At 70.5% G+C, this 15,710-nt stretch carries 12 protein-coding genes; 8 read left to right on the forward strand and 4 right to left on the reverse strand.

All coding sequences use genetic code 11. The features are described from left to right. Nucleotides 1-187: 187 nt before the first annotated feature. The gene (locus A3IC_RS68600; protein WP_020550492.1) at nt 188-790 is read right to left on the reverse strand and encodes a polysaccharide deacetylase family protein; all 603 of its coding nucleotides are present in this window, start codon (nt 788-790) and stop codon (nt 188-190) included. A 1,229-nt stretch (nt 791-2,019) separates the two neighbouring features. After that, nucleotides 2,020-2,202 carry a hypothetical protein gene (locus A3IC_RS70890; protein ID WP_245599247.1) on the reverse strand — a complete coding sequence of 61 codons (183 nt, stop codon included), beginning with the start codon at nt 2,200-2,202 and terminating at the stop codon, nt 2,020-2,022. A gap of 177 nt (nt 2,203-2,379) precedes the next feature. Here A3IC_RS70890 and A3IC_RS0113005 point away from each other — a divergent pair, with 177 nt between their 5' ends. Next, nucleotides 2,380-2,610, forward strand: a complete 231-nt coding sequence (locus A3IC_RS0113005; protein WP_020550495.1) for a hypothetical protein — start codon at nt 2,380-2,382, stop codon at nt 2,608-2,610. 57 nt (nt 2,611-2,667) lie between these two features. On the opposite strand, the gene A3IC_RS0113010 is transcribed toward A3IC_RS0113005, so the two are convergent. Continuing rightward, nucleotides 2,668-3,012 carry a hypothetical protein gene (locus A3IC_RS0113010; RefSeq protein ID WP_020550496.1) on the reverse strand — a complete coding sequence of 115 codons (345 nt, stop codon included), beginning with the start codon at nt 3,010-3,012 and terminating at the stop codon, nt 2,668-2,670. Between the two features lie 182 nt (nt 3,013-3,194). On the opposite strand from A3IC_RS0113010, the gene A3IC_RS0113020 reads away from it, so the two are divergent. Then, a complete protein-coding gene (locus A3IC_RS0113020) occupies nt 3,195-4,070 on the forward strand; it encodes a S1 RNA-binding domain-containing protein (protein ID WP_158695935.1) in 876 nt (291 codons plus the stop codon). A gap of 432 nt (nt 4,071-4,502) precedes the next feature. Beyond that, nucleotides 4,503-5,051 carry an FHA domain-containing protein gene (locus A3IC_RS0113025; protein WP_020550499.1) on the forward strand — a complete coding sequence of 183 codons (549 nt, stop codon included), beginning with the start codon at nt 4,503-4,505 and terminating at the stop codon, nt 5,049-5,051. Between the two features lie 825 nt (nt 5,052-5,876). Here A3IC_RS0113025 and A3IC_RS0113040 read toward each other — a convergent pair. Continuing rightward, the gene (locus A3IC_RS0113040) at nt 5,877-6,665 is read right to left on the reverse strand and encodes an aminotransferase class IV (protein WP_026218204.1); all 789 of its coding nucleotides are present in this window, start codon (nt 6,663-6,665) and stop codon (nt 5,877-5,879) included. Nucleotides 6,666-7,137: 472 nt separating this feature from the next. Here A3IC_RS0113040 and A3IC_RS0113045 point away from each other — a divergent pair, with 472 nt between their 5' ends. The 5 genes from A3IC_RS0113045 (at nt 7,138) to A3IC_RS0113065 (ending at nt 15,651) form a co-directional block, all read left to right on the forward strand. Beyond that, a complete protein-coding gene (locus tag A3IC_RS0113045; RefSeq protein WP_026218205.1) occupies nt 7,138-8,229 on the forward strand; it encodes an STM4015 family protein in 1,092 nt (363 codons plus the stop codon). 1,155 nt (nt 8,230-9,384) lie between these two features. Further along, nucleotides 9,385-10,662, forward strand: coding sequence for an acyltransferase family protein (locus A3IC_RS54115; RefSeq protein ID WP_245599249.1), 1,278 nt, complete (start codon nt 9,385-9,387; stop codon nt 10,660-10,662). A 427-nt stretch (nt 10,663-11,089) separates the two neighbouring features. Then, nucleotides 11,090-11,287 carry an alpha/beta fold hydrolase family protein gene (locus A3IC_RS64735; protein WP_205353882.1) on the forward strand — a complete coding sequence of 66 codons (198 nt, stop codon included), beginning with the start codon at nt 11,090-11,092 and terminating at the stop codon, nt 11,285-11,287. Between the two features lie 357 nt (nt 11,288-11,644). Next, nucleotides 11,645-14,533, forward strand: a complete 2,889-nt coding sequence (locus A3IC_RS0113060) for a helix-turn-helix transcriptional regulator (protein ID WP_079026409.1) — start codon at nt 11,645-11,647, stop codon at nt 14,531-14,533. Between the two features lie 131 nt (nt 14,534-14,664). Then, nucleotides 14,665-15,651 carry an alpha/beta hydrolase gene (locus A3IC_RS0113065; protein WP_020550506.1) on the forward strand — a complete coding sequence of 329 codons (987 nt, stop codon included), beginning with the start codon at nt 14,665-14,667 and terminating at the stop codon, nt 15,649-15,651. Nucleotides 15,652-15,710 lie beyond the last annotated feature (59 nt).

Here is a 15,710-nt window from a genome sequence, read left to right on the forward strand (position 1 = left end):
GTGTTGATCGGGACCACCTCCTGCGCCCAGTGGACACCTTGTCACTGTGTCAAGGTCAAGCCCGTGACCGGCGGATCGGGAGATCGTCGAGTCCAGGACCCCGCCCGGGCTCGCCGAGCACGGTGGGCGCCATGCGTTGCCCGTCGAGTGGTCCACCGACGTGCGGGGTCGGGCCGGGGTGGTCGCCTCAGCCCGGGAACGCGAATCGGTAGCCCTGGTCCTTCAGCCACGGCAAAAGCCGCGCGAGCGCGTCGACGCTCTGGGTGCGGTCGCCGCCCGCGTCGTGCATGAGGACCACGCCGCCGGGGCGCAGCTCACGGCGCACGTTGTCGAGGATCGTGTCGACGCCGGGCTTCTCCCAGTCGCGGGTGTCGACCGACCAGCCGAGGGGCTTCAAGCCGTACGCGGCCGACACCTGGCGCACGGTCGGCGACCACGCGCCGCCGGGCGCGCGGAACCAGTCGATGTCGTGGCCGGGGGCGGCCAGGGCGATCTCGTCGCGCGCGGAGACGATCTCGTGCTCGACTCGCGGGGTCGACCGCTTGTCGATCCCCTCGTCGTGCGTGACCGAGTGGTCGCACAGTCGATGGCCGGCATTGACCACGCGGCGCACCAGGTCGGGGTGGCGCGAGGCGTTGGGGCCGACCATGCAGAAGGTGGCCTTGACGTTGTACTCGTCGAGCAGCGCGAGCACCTGCGGAGTCCACCGCGGATCGGGGCCGTCGTCGAAGGTGAGCGCGACCGTGCGGTCACCGGGGTTCGTGGTGCTTCGTACGATGCTTGTCGACACGAGCGGCGGGGGTATGGCCGCGGCCCGGTTCGCCGCGGGCGCGGGCGGGCCGGCCGGTGCGGTGTGGCTGGGGCGGTGGGGCGTCGCGGCCGACGAGGGCGCGCCGGGGGTCTTCGACGCGGAACCCGTCGGCGGTGCAGAGGGGTGCGGTTTCGAGGGTGTCGGCGCCGACGGCTGCGGTCCCGACGGGCCGGGGACGGTCGTCTCGGCCGGGCCGGTGGGGGCCGCGCCCCGCGCCCCGGGGCCGTCCGGTGCCGGGTTCGGGGCGGTTGTCGTGGGCGGATCCACGGGTACCGACGCCGCCTTGTCGCTTCGGGCGGGTCCCGCGTCGTCTCCGGGGCCACACGCGGCGATGCCCAGCGCGAGCACGCCGACTACCGCCAGGGCCGGGAGCCGGCGGACGGCATCCCGGCCGGGGAGCGCGGGGATCCGTACGCGACGGGTGGCGGACGACTGAGACGTCAGGACGGGCTTCGGCACACGAACTCCGGAGGAATCGGCAACAGGTCACGCGTGTCAACGCGACATGATCTGGGCAGAATGTCGACTTTGCTCAGATTCTGCGATTTTGCGCAACAGGCAACCGTCTGTGAACTCCCGTGCGACAACCGTTACCAACGCCCTCACCTGCGTCATCCTCAAACCATCAACCCCACCTGAACCGCCGGCACCGCCGGCACCGAGCGCCACACCCTGCCAAGTGACCAACGCCACCGGCCCGCACCGCCCGCCACGCCACCCCAACCCACCGCCGCCCGCACACCCGCCCCCACCGCAGGGCGTACCGATCCACCCGCACCGACCCGCCCGTGTGCCGCGTGTCGGCGTACACGTCGTAAACCAGTACGCCTACACCGCCGGCCACCTCGATGCCGGAGACGCCGAACGCCCATCCCTGGAGGCGGCCGAGGGCGCCCGCTCCGGCCACGCGCAGCGGTCCCTGTCCACCATCCGCGCGAGTGCGGTTCGATCCGCAGGGAACCGCTCTCTTCGGATCGGCCGGGTGAGGACGTGTGACTGGTCGACCCGGACGTCACCGGTCCCACTCGGCGATGGCAGTGTCCGGCTCAACGAAGCGGCGGGTCACAGACTCGAAGGTCTGACCAGGTTCCTGCCGGCACGTCGCAGCGGCCGCCCCGTCGTCGGGAGCGAGGAAGAACACTATGTCGTGGGCCATCTCTGGATGATGGCAGCACGTCGAACCGCACGCGGTAACAGATGTCGACCCGTCATAGGCGTCGTCGGGGGCGAGGTCGTTGGCGCAGTCGATGCCACGAGGAGTGCCGGATCAGTCCGACGCGGGCGCTGGCGGCATACGCGACCTCGCCGACCAGGCGCGGCAGCGCCCAGTGGGCCCCGCAGAGGGAGGGGCGCGGGTGGAACGGGCAGTCGTCGGTGGCGGTGACGCGCAACGGCTCGACCAGGGTGGCGCGTTCGCGGTCGCTCCAGCCGGCGCCGACAGATTCTCTACGCCCGGAAGATCGCCACCATCCGCCAACTCACCGTCAATGACGTCGACATCCCCGGGGAGACCGCCTCGATCACCTTCGGAACTTCACCCGTCGTCCTCCACCGACCCCGAATACCGGATGACAACCGTCGGGCCGATCGCCGCACAGATCGAAGCCAACTTCAACCAGGCATGCGTCCGCCTTGCTCTGCACCTCCATGTCAGTGGTGTCATCGAGAGCGCGGTTGGAAGGCGAGTACCGGCGATCGTCCACGAGTTGGAGTACTACGAGGGAATCGCCCGTCGAACCGAGGCTGCCAACCCGCCGGGACTCGCCGATGCCTTCACGGCATGGGTCCGCAATGGGTGAGCGGCGAAGACCGCGCCTGTCGGTACGAGCGAGTTTCGCTCGGCCACTCGGCGCGTTTCACGATTCGGACAGCCAGACCTTGGCGTTGCGGCCGGAGTGGTAGCCGGTGTCGAAGTTGGTCACGGCGCCCTCTCCGCACGCTTTCCAACTCTTGACCCAGTTCTCGATCTGCACCTTCGCATAGGCGCACTGCCCGTCGGCGTCGGTGTCCTTGACGTGGCCGTAGACCCGGGAGGAGTTTCCCTCGGTGCACTCGGTGTAGGAAAGACGCCCGCCCGACGTGGTGATGACATGGTCGCCGGAGCAGATCGCGGAAGGCGCTGCCTGAGCGGGGGACATCAGAAACAACTGTCCTCCGGCGAGACACCCGACGGCGATGAACAGTGCAACAGGACGCTTCATGTCGACCCATCTCCTTGAAGTCGGAATTCTCATAACTTGCCACGCCGTGCACCACTGAGCGGGTCGAAGAGCCGGATGTAACCCCTTTGGATGAATCGCCTGGTTCTGCTCCCGATGAGCGTCGGGAGGCGTACGCAGGCTGCGCGAGAGCTCGGCTCCGCCGACGCGAGGATCCCGACGTCGTGGTCGAGGTTGGTGATTTCGCGCGCGGTGGTGTCGGCCCACCTCGGCACCGCACCACGGACGTCAACGGACAGCAGCCACACCATCCGGGCCTCGCCGAACAACGGCGCACCGGTCCTGCTGCGGACGGCGCGGCTCCGCGCCTGGCGCGCTACGACAGCCGCGTCCACGCCTTCCACCCCGGCACGGACCGGCGAGCGCGTGACCGTAGCCATCCAATTCCGTCGCCGCATGTAGCTTTGTACGTCGGTGGTGGCAGGCGCTTCCGCAGCCGGGAACGGGAGAGCGATCGTATGGCCGATGGGTCGGAACCGGGAGCGCGTCGAGCGTTTCTCGAACACTTGCAACCGGGTCAGGTCCGCAAGGGCGTGGTCTCCTCGATCACCGACTTCGGGGTCTTCGTGGACCTGGGCGGCTTCGACGCAATGGTCAGCGCCGCCAACCTTTCCTGGAATCGCGTCGAGCGCATGTCCGACGTGGTCCGGGTGGGGCAGGAGGTCGTCGTCGTGGTGTTGGACGTCGACATGGACCGCGAACGGGTCTCGTTGTCGTTGCGGGACGTGGAACTCGATCCCCTCATTCCCTTCGCCCGCACACGGTTGGGCAACGACCTCGCCGGAGTCGTCACCAGGACAGTCCCGTTCGGCACCTTCGTGCGTGTCGAGGGCGGCATCGAGGGACTGCTGCCGCAGAGCGAGGTCCGGCGGGTGACGCCCGATGCCCCCGAGCGTGTCTGGCGAGAGGGAGACGCCGTGGTCGTCACGGTCGCCGACATCAACGTCCATCGACGCCAGGTCCGATTCACCCTCGCCCTCGATGACCCGCGCGGTGACGCCAACCTCGCCCACAGGGCGCGGAGTACGGTCGAAGGCTGACCCCTCGGCGCCCGCGACGCCCAGGCCCCCGGGGCGTGGCCGCGCCACGTGCCCTGGGGCACGGCGTCGGGGGCAGTCCCGAGTGCTGCGTTCCCAGCCCGCACGACGGATCGATCCAGGGCGACGGGGCGATCCGCCGCAACGCGACGACCGTGGCCTCGAGTTCGTCGGCGGGGCCGCCCCCATACAGGGCGAACCATCGCCGCGCCGGTCCGCAGGACCGGGGAGCGTGGGTGCGCGTGGACGTCGAAACCGACCGAGCGTGGCACTCCGGAACGCCTCGGTGCCACTGCCGACCTCGAAGTGTCACCAGCCCTCGCCCCGACCGCGTCGACTGACCGAGGTCGGCCGCCACCACCGGCCCGAGGTTTGCGACAGGGTTGCAACACGCGGGTATGGACACGGTCGTCGAGTGCCGCCGAAAATCGCCTCATGTCGTCGCGTGAGTTCCAGCTGATCCGATTGTCGGAGGCCGAGCGAGAACGCGCGTTGGGCGTGCTGCGCAACGGCGCCGGATCGGGGCGGCTGTCACACGACACGTTCATGCACCGCATGCTGATCGTGCTCAAGGCCCGCAACCGCGTCGAAGTCGCTGAGGTGATCGCGGATTTGCCCGCGCAAGACCCGTGGTTGCCGAGACTGCTGCGCCGCGCGGCGACGCGGCTGAACGCCTTCGTGTCCGGGGCGCCGCGCGTCTCCCGCACGGTGGAGACGCGTGCGCCCGGACTGCGACTGCCGGACCCGGGCTCGGCCGCCATGCACATCGGACGCAGCCACCTCGCCGATCTGCGCCTGGCGCACGATTCCGTCTCGCGCAGGCACGCGCGATTGTGTGTTCGGGACGAGGGTTGGGTCCTGGAGGACCTGGGTTCGATGAACGGTACGCACGTCAACGGGCTGCGCATCATGGGCCCGGTGTCCGTGCGGCCGGGGGATCACGTGCAGTTCGGACTCGTGAGCTACCGTCTGTCGGCCGGATAGCGAACGACCGAGGGTACCGTCCCGATGATCCACAGGCGCGGGGGAGCGGTTCCACATGGCCGTCCACGTGCGCGCCGGGGCCACGACGTGCCGTCGGGCCCGGGCTTCGTCATCCTCGACTTCCCGGTCGTGACATACCGGGAACCCGTCAGCGATTTCGAGAGGAAGACGTCGACCTGACGTCGATTGTCGTCGACCACCTCTTACCGAGGCGTGCCCGCCTGGGCACGTACCGCCGACCCGAACGCCGACTACCGCGCCCGGCATATGCCGATCACCGATGCGATCCCGAACCGGCCCGTGATGCCCGAACCGGAACTCGAACCCATCGACACATCAAGTGCACCGGCAACGCGGGACGTCGGTCGAGGCCGGCAGATCACAGCGCCGGGTTCCGCACTCGACCAGCGCGGACAGTCGGATCATGGGGCACACGCAACTCGGGGCGGGGCGAAGCCGTTGCGTCCCTCCGGGTGCGGTTCGCGCAGTCCGATCGCGCCGATCGCACCTACCGCGCGCAGAGTACGCAATTGGTCGATCGCCCTCATGAGACAGCGGTCGTCCGGACCGAAGTCGAACGAACGGCAACAACCAGAGGTCGACGCGCTCGACACCGAGGTTGTCCGCGCTCTGCTCCACCTCGTGACGCGGATGCGGGGCGGCGTGGGCGTGCGGAGCCACCTCGGTGAGTGATCCCGACACACACCCGCAGCGGGAGTTCGCGGTGCGCGCGCAACACTCGTCCCATCCGGCCACGAACGGCTCGGCTTCGGGGTCACGGCCGATGCGGTCCTCCCCGACGACGGCCGCGGCACACGATGCATGTCAGATCGGGTCCCAGGCGATCGACTCGTACAGTCGGCCGAGCGTCGCCGTCAACGCGGTGTCGATCGGAATCGGCACGTCGTCGATCAACCGGACCGGCGCGATCCCGCGCGAGTTCGTCACGAACATGGCCCGGAACGAGCCCACATCGGACAGGTGGACCGGGCCGCGTCGGGAGGGCAACGGCCCTGCGGCGAGCGCCCGTTCGAGCAGGCGCATGGTGATGCCTTCCAGGACGGGCGCGTCCGGCCAGAGCAGCGAAGTGCCGTCGAAGAACCCGACGTTGGTGATCGCGCCCTCGGCGATGAGTCCGTCCGGGCCGGTCAGAAGCGCCTCGTCGAAGCCCTCGCGGGCGACCCGTCGGCGGTAATGCGCCTGTCCGAAGTCCCCGACGCGCTTGATGTGCGCGACGGAACGCAGGTACGGGACGGACCGCAACGCCTGTGGTGCGGGCGGCATGTCGCCGGGCGGCCGCACGGTGACCAGGACCGCGACCGCCCCGACCTCGTCCGCGGCGAACACATGGACGCGTACCGACGCGTCAATGACGTCGTCGGCCAGCGCGTGCCGGATGTACCGCCGGATCAGGTTCCCGTCCAGGGGGCTGCCGAACAACTCCCGGTTGGCCGCGTCGAGCCGATGAAGGTGGTCGGCGAGGCCGCGCACCCGGCGGCCGCGCACCTGCATCGCGGTGAAATGCCCGTAGCCGCCCACGGCGACGGCGTGCAGCCGTTCCACCGTGGTGGACCGGCCGTCGATCTCGACCCGTGACATCGCCGAAGCACTCATGCCGCCGACAATATCCGCCCCGTCCGGGGGCCTCGACCCCCGACGGCGCAGCCGGCCCGCGTCCCGCCGGAAGGCCGATGAAGATCTTGGGTCCGGTTCCACCGAGTCGGCGGCGGAACCGGTCGTGTTTCGGGTGCGATGCCTCCTTCAAGCGGTGGCAGACAGGCACCAGATGGTGCCGTCGTGGGTGAGCCCGAGATCGGTGGCAACCGCCCCTAGGCTCCCTACCTGGGCCGGTCGCCCGGCCCGCATCGCGCATCAATGCCCGCGAGCCGAGCCGGGATCGGGCATCACGGGCCTGCTGTCGGTCGGACGGGCAGGGCGTTCCCCGCAGAGAAGGAGGTTCCGCTCCGCCGTGTTCGACATCGGATCCGAACGCCGCATCGCGTCGGGTCCGTGCGTCGGGTCCCGTGTCGGGGCGGCCGGTTAGTGTGCGCGGTTCGCAGCGGTGTGCGGAAAGGGGGAGTCGGTCATGAGCCTTCATCGGAATCGGGATACCTGGGGCGGCCTGCCGGTGCACCGGTTGGAACCACCGCGCGACCCGGCGCGGGCGAGTGACCGCGAGCGCAACATCTGGGCCATGTTTCCCTCCTCGGCACCGCCGACGACCTGGTCCGAAGTCGCCGCCGCCGCGCCGGACGCGGGGGATGTGGCCTGGCACCTGTCGACCGGATACGGGAAGGAGATGTCGTTCCCGGAGGTCTTCGAGGGATTCGTGCACGCCTTCGACACCACCCGGATCCGATCGCTGGTCCTCGGATACTGGGGAACGGGCATCCTGTCCGAGGAGACCGTCAACCTGCCGGTGGACACCTTGTGCGCGCACGCCGACCGATTCCCCGCTCTGCGGAGCCTGTTCGTCGGGGACATCGTCAGCGAGGAGCACGAGATCTCCTGGATCCCGCGCGGCGACGTGACACCGATCCTGGACGCCTTCCCCGAACTCGAAGAACTCGCCTATCGATTCGGCCAATCGAACACGAACGACCGGACCGCACCGGTCCTGCGGCCCACACGGCACGCCCGCCTTCGCCGCCTGGAACTGCAAACCGGCGGCATGCCCGCCCACCTCCCGGTGACGGTCGCCGCGTGCGACCTCCCCGCGCTGGAACACCTGGACCTGTGGCTCGGCGACCCCTTCTACGGCGGCGACACGACCCTCGACGACCTCACCGACCTCCTCGCCGGACCGCACCTGCCCCGGCTGCGGCACCTGGGCCTGATGAACAGCCCGACCCAGAACCACATCGCCGCCGCCGTCGCCGGCGCACCCGTACTCGCCCGACTGACCTCCCTCGACCTGTCGATGGGAACTCTCGACGACACCGGCGCCCAAGCCCTGCTCGACGGACAACCCCTCACCCACCTGCGGTCCCTGTCCCTGCGCCACCACTACATCGGGGACACCATGCGACAGCGGCTGAGCGAGCACCTGGAACCCGCGGGCGTCGCAGTCGACCTGTCCGATCCTCAGGAACGCGAGATCTGGTCCGACCCCGTGGAACACCACGAGCGATGCGTCCTGAACGGCGAGGACGGCCGGTACATCGAGGTCTCGGAGTAGACCCGCCCGGATCCCACCCCGACCACCGCGACGTCCCGCCTCACGCCCCCGCCCACCGACGCCCTGGCGCCTTCGGACGCACAGCCCGGCGGTACCAGGGGGCGTCCGCCCCGTTCAGAGGCGATGTGAGGATGGTGGCGGGACTGTTGCCGGCTGCCATGTGTTCACAACGGGAGCGTTGCGAGTCTCCCACCAAGCCTGTGAGGGTTTGTCGTCTGGTTGACCGTTCCTGTGTTGCGTGTCCGCAGGGCGGGGTGTGGCGGGCGTATGCCCAACCCGCATGTGAACGCCTCTTCTCCGGGATCCGGGGCTGTCGTGGTGCCGCGTCGGTGGGCACCGAACCCAAAAAGGCCCTCACTGGACGCTCGCGTCCCCAAGTGCACGTGCCCGACGGGCTCGACACCCGCACCGGCGGGCCTGAGCAACTCGATTCACGCCGGCCCGGCCGGCGCACTGCCGGCGTCGCTGCCGCGACTGCCTTGGCGAGTCGGGCACCAACTCGAATTCGTCGCTCATCGGGTTTCACGGTTCCTACGTGCGGCTCCCTGTGGACCTTCCGATCGTGGGTCGGCGGGTGCTGTCTGCGAGTTCGAAGGTTCCTCCGTGCTGTCGTGTCGTGCCCACGGCGAACGTCCACAACGAAATCGCCGACCACTTGCGGTGATATTTCGCTGGGCCGCTGTCCGCCTCACTTTCAGGCGCCGGATCGCCTCGACCGGAACCGCTTTCGGGAACTCATCCGTAAAATGCCGAACCATAGTCAATCGCCGATATCCACGAACTCAAGGTAAAAGCCGCCTTTTTACCCAAGAGCCGTGAATCGGCCGCGATCGGCCCGTGATTCAGCTCCGGCTCGCACGCCGCCCTCGAAATCCCACCCCCACCGCCGCAAGCGGGCATTCGGCGCCCGCAGGGGCGTGTCCTCGATCCCCGCCGAGCACCAGGACGCCCGGCCCGGCGTGCGCGGGGCACCGGTCCCGATCCGCATTTCCGCATTTCCGCATTTCCGACGGTGATTCGGCGCACCTTTCGGGATCGCGATGCCATTCAGGTGTTCGATGGACCTATAAACTGTGACGGCTTCGTTGGATACCTTGCGCGCACACGGCCGCGGGTCGGCGAGGGGGCTCGGGGGAGTACGAGCCCGTATCAGGGGTGGGAGACAAGTTCATGCGGCATGCCTTGAAGGGCGAACGCGGCCGGGGAAGTGCTTCGACACATACAGCTCCGCGCCTCTATGTACTGGATGGCCTGCGCCTGGTTGCCGCACTTACCGTGGTGCTCTACCACTACGTAGCCCTGCGCGGCGGCTGGGCCAGTGACCCGAAGGGCATCTTCCCCACTCTGCACAAGTTCGCCCAATTCGGCTGGCTCGGCGTCGATCTCTTCTTCCTGATCAGTGGGTTCGTCATCTGCATGAGTGCCTGGGGGCGATCGCTCGGCGACTTCGTGGTTTCCCGGGCGTCCCGCCTCTATCCCGCCTACTGGGTCGGCATATTGCTGACCACAGGCGTTCTGGCCGCCTGGCCCCAGGTGCGCAAGGCGGACAGCTTCGAAGTCGTCCTCTCCAACTTCTCGATGTTACAGACGGGCCTGAACGTTCCCGACGTCGACGACGCCTACTGGACCCTGTTCACCGAGCTGCGCTTCTACATCGTCTTCGCGATCGTCGTGGCCATGGGCGTGACATACCACAAGTGCGTGCTCTTCTGCGGCATCTGGACCGTGGGAGCGATGATCTCCCCCAAAGTCGACAACGACCTCCTCACCACATGGACGATGCCGGCGTACTCGCCCTATTTCGTAGCCGGCATCGCCTTCTTCCTGATGCACCGCTTCAAGCCGAATGCGGTGCTGTGGGGCATCGTCGGGATCTCGTTCGTGTTGGCCCAGCACTACGTCGAGCTGCGGATGCAACTCAACCTGGGCGCGGCCCGCTACGCGTCGGTTCCGGAGTGGCCGGTGCGCCTGACGATCGTGTTGGCGTTCGCGGTGATGGCGGGCGCCGCACTCGGCTGGTTCGACCGGATCCAGTGGAAGTGGCTGACCACGGCCGGTGCGCTCACCTATCCGCTCTACGTCATTCACATGTACATCGGCATGACGATCATCAAGCACTACCAGGGCCGGGTTTCGGCGGCCGGGCTCCTCATCGGTGTGATCGTGCTGATGATGCTGGTCGCCTGGGTGATCCACCGCTTCGTCGAACGCCCGATGGGCAAGATGCTGCGCAACTCGCTCAAGCGCGGAATGGCCGAGATTCGACAGGCCTCCACCCCGACGCCGGCCACGCCGGCCACGCCGAGCCCTTCCGCTCCGACCACATCGGCCACGCCGAACCCGACGACGCCGGATCCCCACCCCCTCATACCCGCACCATCTCTCGAGGCCGACGCCCCCTACACTCCATTCCCCCGCGTTCCGGGGGTGTAGGGACGGGCAGTTCGGAGTCGACCAACCCGCGTATCTCCAGCATGGCCGGTCGGCTCCGATGTGCCGGTCCCAGCCGCGCAACCGCGAGCGGCCGACACCACGATCGTTCCGGCCGTGGACCGTGCCCCGCTCCGATAGCCAACCTCGAGAAGCGCCGACGGGGCCGCGTCGCCCCGGGGGCGAGGATATGTCTGAAGGATCGCCAAGGTCGTCTTCGTCGGCTTCAACGCCTTCGATCCCTTTGTTCCCGTCACCGTCGACGAGGACCGACTCCGGACCTGCATCCACCCCTGCTCAGTGCCTTCGTGCGCGCTCTTTCGGACCTGTTGACAGACCGCAACGGCATCGCGATCGTCGCCACCCACTCCCCGGTCGTTCTCCAGGAAGTGCCCGCCCCCGCACTTCAGGAGCCGGCCACCGCCGCCGCGTGGAAGAAGTTCCCAGCTGGTATCTCGTGGCCACCAAGGACCGCAACATCCCACCGGCCGCCGAGCGCTGGATGGCCGAGCGCGCCAACGCCCACACCGTTGCCGTGCGCGCACCGCATGCCGTGCCCGTGAGCGATCCCGGGCCCGTCACCGACCTGATCCTGCGCGCCGCACGCTCCGTCCGCCCCGGCCGCTGACCCGGGATCGGTGCCGGCCACCAACCCGTGCACGGACCGTCCCGGTGCCGTGCGTCGACGAGCAAGCCGAAGGAACTTCGCTGCCTAATGTGAAGACATCCGATGTTGCGAAATCGAAGGAGAACCCTCATGTACGACGACAGCGCGGCCGGTACCAAGCCGGTCCTGGAACCCGCGGCAACCCCGCCCCCCCGAAACCCCGCGCGACAACCCCGCGCGACGCCGACCCGTATCCTGAAAACAGGAAAACAACTGTCATATGACTTAAGTGCTTTCTCGTGGAATACATCATGATCGTCCGGACCGGAGCGGCTTCGCCCGGTAGCGGCGACGGTGCGGCAAGGTCTGGGGTGCGGGATGACAAGCCACGTGTCGGGCGGCACGGAGGGCGGCGCGTGCGAGGACGCCCGTGCGCAGTACCGGGCGTCCGAAGCGCGGCTGTTGGGCCGCGACCGTGAACTCGCGCGGATCGCCTCATCGGCGGGCCGGGAGTCGGGCGCTCCCCGGGTGGTCTGGGTGCTCGGCGAGGAGGGCATCGGGCGTACCAGCGTGCTGCGCGCGGCGTGCACACGTGCCCGTCGCGACGGGGCCCTCGTGCTGTCCGCGCGGGGCCGGCCGGTGGGGGACGCGAAGCCCTTCGACTGTCTGCGCCGCCTCCTCGACCCGGTCGGCGACGAGATCCGGGATCTGCCCGCCGCGCACCGGCAGACGCTGGCGCGACTTCTCCGCCCGGAGACCACGGGGCACGCCGAGCCGGCGGGCGACGTCCCGGCCCCGCCCGCGGTGCACGCGGCCGTCGCCGCGCTGTGCGACCGCCTCGCCGACGCGGACCGGCCGGTCGTCGTCGCCGTCGACGACGTACAGGACTGCGACCGCCCCTCCCTCGACCTGATCGGCGCCGTGGTCGGCCAGCACATCGGCGACCGCCTGGCGTTCGTGCTGACCGCGCGCGGAGATCGCGCCCCGATCCGGTTGGCGACCGACGTCGAGATCGTACGTCTGGCGCCGCTGTCCGCGCGCTCGGCCGCCGAACTGCTCGACGCACAGGCGAGCGCGCCCTCCGGACGGGCCCGGCTGGAGTTGCTGGAGCGTGCGCAGGGCAACCCGGCCGCCGTGGTGGAACTCTCCCGCCAGGCAGCCACCCGCACCGAGTCGTGGCTTGCCGGGCGGCGGACGTTTCGCCCGCAGGCGCCGCACGCGTTCGAGGCGCGCCTGCGCCGTCTGCCGCCCCGGACCCGGCACGCGCTGCTGTACGCCGCCCTGAGTCTGCCGGACCAAAACCTGGCCGCGGTCGTCTCGGCGCTCGGCGGCCGCACCGCCGAAGGCACCCCGGATCTGGGCATCTGGGCGCCCGCCGAGACCGCGGGCCTGATCGCGGTGGTCGGCGACCGGGTCGAGTTCCGGCATCCGCTGGGCCGCGTGGCCGCCGAGACCGGGCAGCCCGTCGGGGAGCGGCAACGCGCCCACCGGGATCTCGCCGCGGCGCCCGGCACCGGTCCGATGTCGCGGGCCCGGCACCGCGCGGCCGGCCGGCTCGGCCCCGACGAGGCGGTGGCGCGATCACTGGCACAGGCCGCGGGTCAGGAGAACTGCGCCTTCCTCGCCGCTCGCGCCTTCGAGCAGGCCGCCGTGCTGACCCCCGGCGACGGCGAACGCGCCGGCCGCCTGGCCGCGGCACTCGCCGGCGCCGCCGCGGTGGGCGATCCCGGCTGGGTGCGCGATCTTTGGCGGCAGTTCCGCCCGTTCGCCCGCCCGGACGCCGACCCGGACGCGCTCTGCCTCGCCGCCTGCGCGATGGGGGCCGTGTTGTCCCTGACGTCCCGGCAGAAGGAGGCGTTCGATCTGCTGGTCGGCGTCGCCGAAACGGTCGCCGATACGGCCGCGTTGCTCACGATCGCGGTCACCGCATCGGGCATCGCCGCACAATCCGGACTGCCGCAGCATCGGGGCGAACTGTCCGACCTGTCGGCCCGCGCCCGTGCCGCGGAACCGACCGGCGACCGGTCGCAGGCGTCGGCCCGGGGCGGCGCCGGCCCGGTCGACCCCGGGGTACGCGCCGCACTGGACGCGGCGGTTGAGGCGGCGGCGGACCCGGCGGGCGCGGCTGTCCGGATGTTGCGGCGACTCCCGCGCCCGCGGCTCGGAGCGGTCGCCTACGACCTGCCCGAGGTCGCGCGACGGAGCGCGATCGCCTCCGTCGCCTACCACGCGGACGAGCCGGACGTGTGCGTGGAGCAGTACCGCAGCGTGGACGCCGAACTCCGCACCCGGGGCGCGTTCGGCCTGCGCGCGCTGTCGCTGGCTCCGCTGCTCGACACCCTGCTGGCGACCGGGCGGTGGACGGAGGCCGCGGCACTGATCGCCGAGGCGGGCGACGACGCGGCCGTACTGCGGCTGTCCCGGGTCCAGGCGGATCTGCGAGCCTTCGCCGCGGCCCTGGGCGCCCTGCGCGGCGCGGGCGACCGTCCCGTCGCGGCCTTTTCCCAGCCCGACGTGGCCCTCGACCTCGACGAGAACCGCGCCACGACGGTCCGTCTCCTGCGGGCGCGAGCCGCGGACGCGAGCGCACGCGGGGACTGGAACGAGGCGTTCCGTCGCCTTCGCGCGCTGTTCGGACCGGACGGTACGCCGGTACACCCGTTCCTCTCCGCCCGTGATATCGCCGACCTCGCCGCCGCCGCCCACCGGACCGGGTGCGGGGCAGACGTCCTGCCGGTCCTGGCACAGGTCCGGGCCGCCCAGGGGGAGCGCCCGACGAGCCGGATGACCCAACTCCTCCACCACGCGAGCGCGCTCGTCGATCCGGAAGCCGACGCCGAACACCATTTCCGCCTGGCACTGGTCAACCCGGAAGGCGAGCGCTGGCCGGTGGAACGCGCCCGGACCCGGCTGAGCTACGCCGCGTGGCTGCGCCGCGCCCGCCGCCCCTCGGAAGCGCGCGAACAGCTGTGCGCCGTCCTGGACACCGCCGAGGTACTGGGCGCCGCACCACTGGCCGACGCGGCGCGCACCGAGTTGCGGGCGAGCGGGGTCGCGACGGCTCGCGAGGGCGTGGACGCGCTGGCCGAGCTCACCGCGCAGCAGCGGCAGATCGTCACGCTCGCCGCGAGCGGCCTGTCGAACCGGGAGATCGGCGAACGGATGATGTTGTCCCCGCGCACCATCGGCGCCCATCTGTACCAGGCCTACCCGAAGCTCGGCGTCAGCCGCCGTCACCAGTTGCGGGACCTGATCACGAGCGGCTGAGCGCGGGCGTGGCATCCTCGGATGCCGGCCGGCCAGGCAGCCGAGACGACAGGCGAGGACGAGTCGGGACAGCGCCGCCGACCGAGCGGGACGGCGCGCTCGGGCGGGGCAATGCGAAAGGTGGACACGCCATGGACCGGGACCGCGAGGACAGCGCGGGCCGATACCCGCCGTCGCGGGTCGTCCTCGACCCGTCCGTGCGGCGGCTCATCGCGGCCTCGGCCACACCACCCTCCTTGGACGACCTCGACCCGGTCACCGGACGGCAGGCGCTGGCCGAGGCCCAGGCCGACCGCATCGAGGACTTCGATGTCGACGCCGTGTTCGGGGCCGCTCCGGTCGGCCCGACGGGGCTCGTGGGCTATTGGACGATCCGTCCCGTCGGCGTGTCCGGCCCGCTGCCCACGCTCTTCTACGTCCACGGCGGTCGGTGGATGCTGGGCGACGCGCACACCCACGCCCGGCTGATCAGCGCCCTGGTCACCGGTGCCGGCGTCGCGGCGATCGTCCCCGAGTACAGCCGCTCGCCGGAAGCCCGCTACCCGGTGGCCCTGCGCGAGTGCCACGCCCTGCTCGCCTGGGCGGTGGACAACGCCGAGTCGCTCGGCCTGCGTGCGGACCGCGTGGCCGTGGCGGGCGACTGCGCCGGGGCCACGCTCGCGACCGCCGTCGCGATGACGGCGCAGGCGGGCGGCGGCCCGGCGATCGACGCGCAACTGCTCTACTACCCCCTGACGGACGCCACCTGCGAGAGCGATTCCCAGCGCCGATTCGCCGAGGGCTACCTGCTGACCCGCAAGGCGCTGCTCCGCTACTGGCAGGACTATCTGGGCACGCCCGCGTCCGCCGCGCCGCCCACCGCCTCCCCGCTCTCCGCGAGTTCGGCCGAACTGGCCGGGATGCCGCCGACGCTGGTCGTCACCGCCGAGGCCGACGTCTGCCGGGACGAGGGCGAACGTTACGCGGAACGCCTGCGGGAGGCGGGCGTGGCAGCCTCGGCAGTGCGTTTCCTGGGCACCGTGCACGACTTCGTCTCGCTGACCGCGCTCCGCGAGAGCCCCCCCACGCGGGCCGCAGTGGCGCAGGGCTGTGCCTTCCTCAAGGCGCGACTGGCCTGAACCCGCGCCCGCGGAGGCGGCAGCGGGAGCGCCCGGGGCCGTCAACCGGGAGGTGCCCG

The sequence above is a fragment of the Embleya scabrispora DSM 41855 genome (genome assembly GCF_000372745.1).
GTDB lineage: Bacteria > Actinomycetota > Actinomycetes > Streptomycetales > Streptomycetaceae > Embleya > Embleya scabrispora.

Coding starts and splice junctions, on each gene's coding strand:
- A3IC_RS0113045 (WP_026218205.1), top strand. CDS start 7,138: ATGAGCCTTCATCGGAATCGGGATACCTGGGGCGGCCTGCCGGTGCAC.
- A3IC_RS0113010 (WP_020550496.1), bottom strand. CDS start 3,012: ATGAAGCGTCCTGTTGCACTGTTCATCGCCGTCGGGTGTCTCGCCGGA.
- A3IC_RS0113065 (WP_020550506.1), top strand. CDS start 14,665: ATGGACCGGGACCGCGAGGACAGCGCGGGCCGATACCCGCCGTCGCGG.
- A3IC_RS0113040 (WP_026218204.1), bottom strand. CDS start 6,665: ATGAGTGCTTCGGCGATGTCACGGGTCGAGATCGACGGCCGGTCCACC.
- A3IC_RS0113060 (WP_079026409.1), top strand. CDS start 11,645: ATGACAAGCCACGTGTCGGGCGGCACGGAGGGCGGCGCGTGCGAGGAC.
- A3IC_RS0113005 (WP_020550495.1), top strand. CDS start 2,380: ATGACAACCGTCGGGCCGATCGCCGCACAGATCGAAGCCAACTTCAAC.
- A3IC_RS0113025 (WP_020550499.1), top strand. CDS start 4,503: ATGTCGTCGCGTGAGTTCCAGCTGATCCGATTGTCGGAGGCCGAGCGA.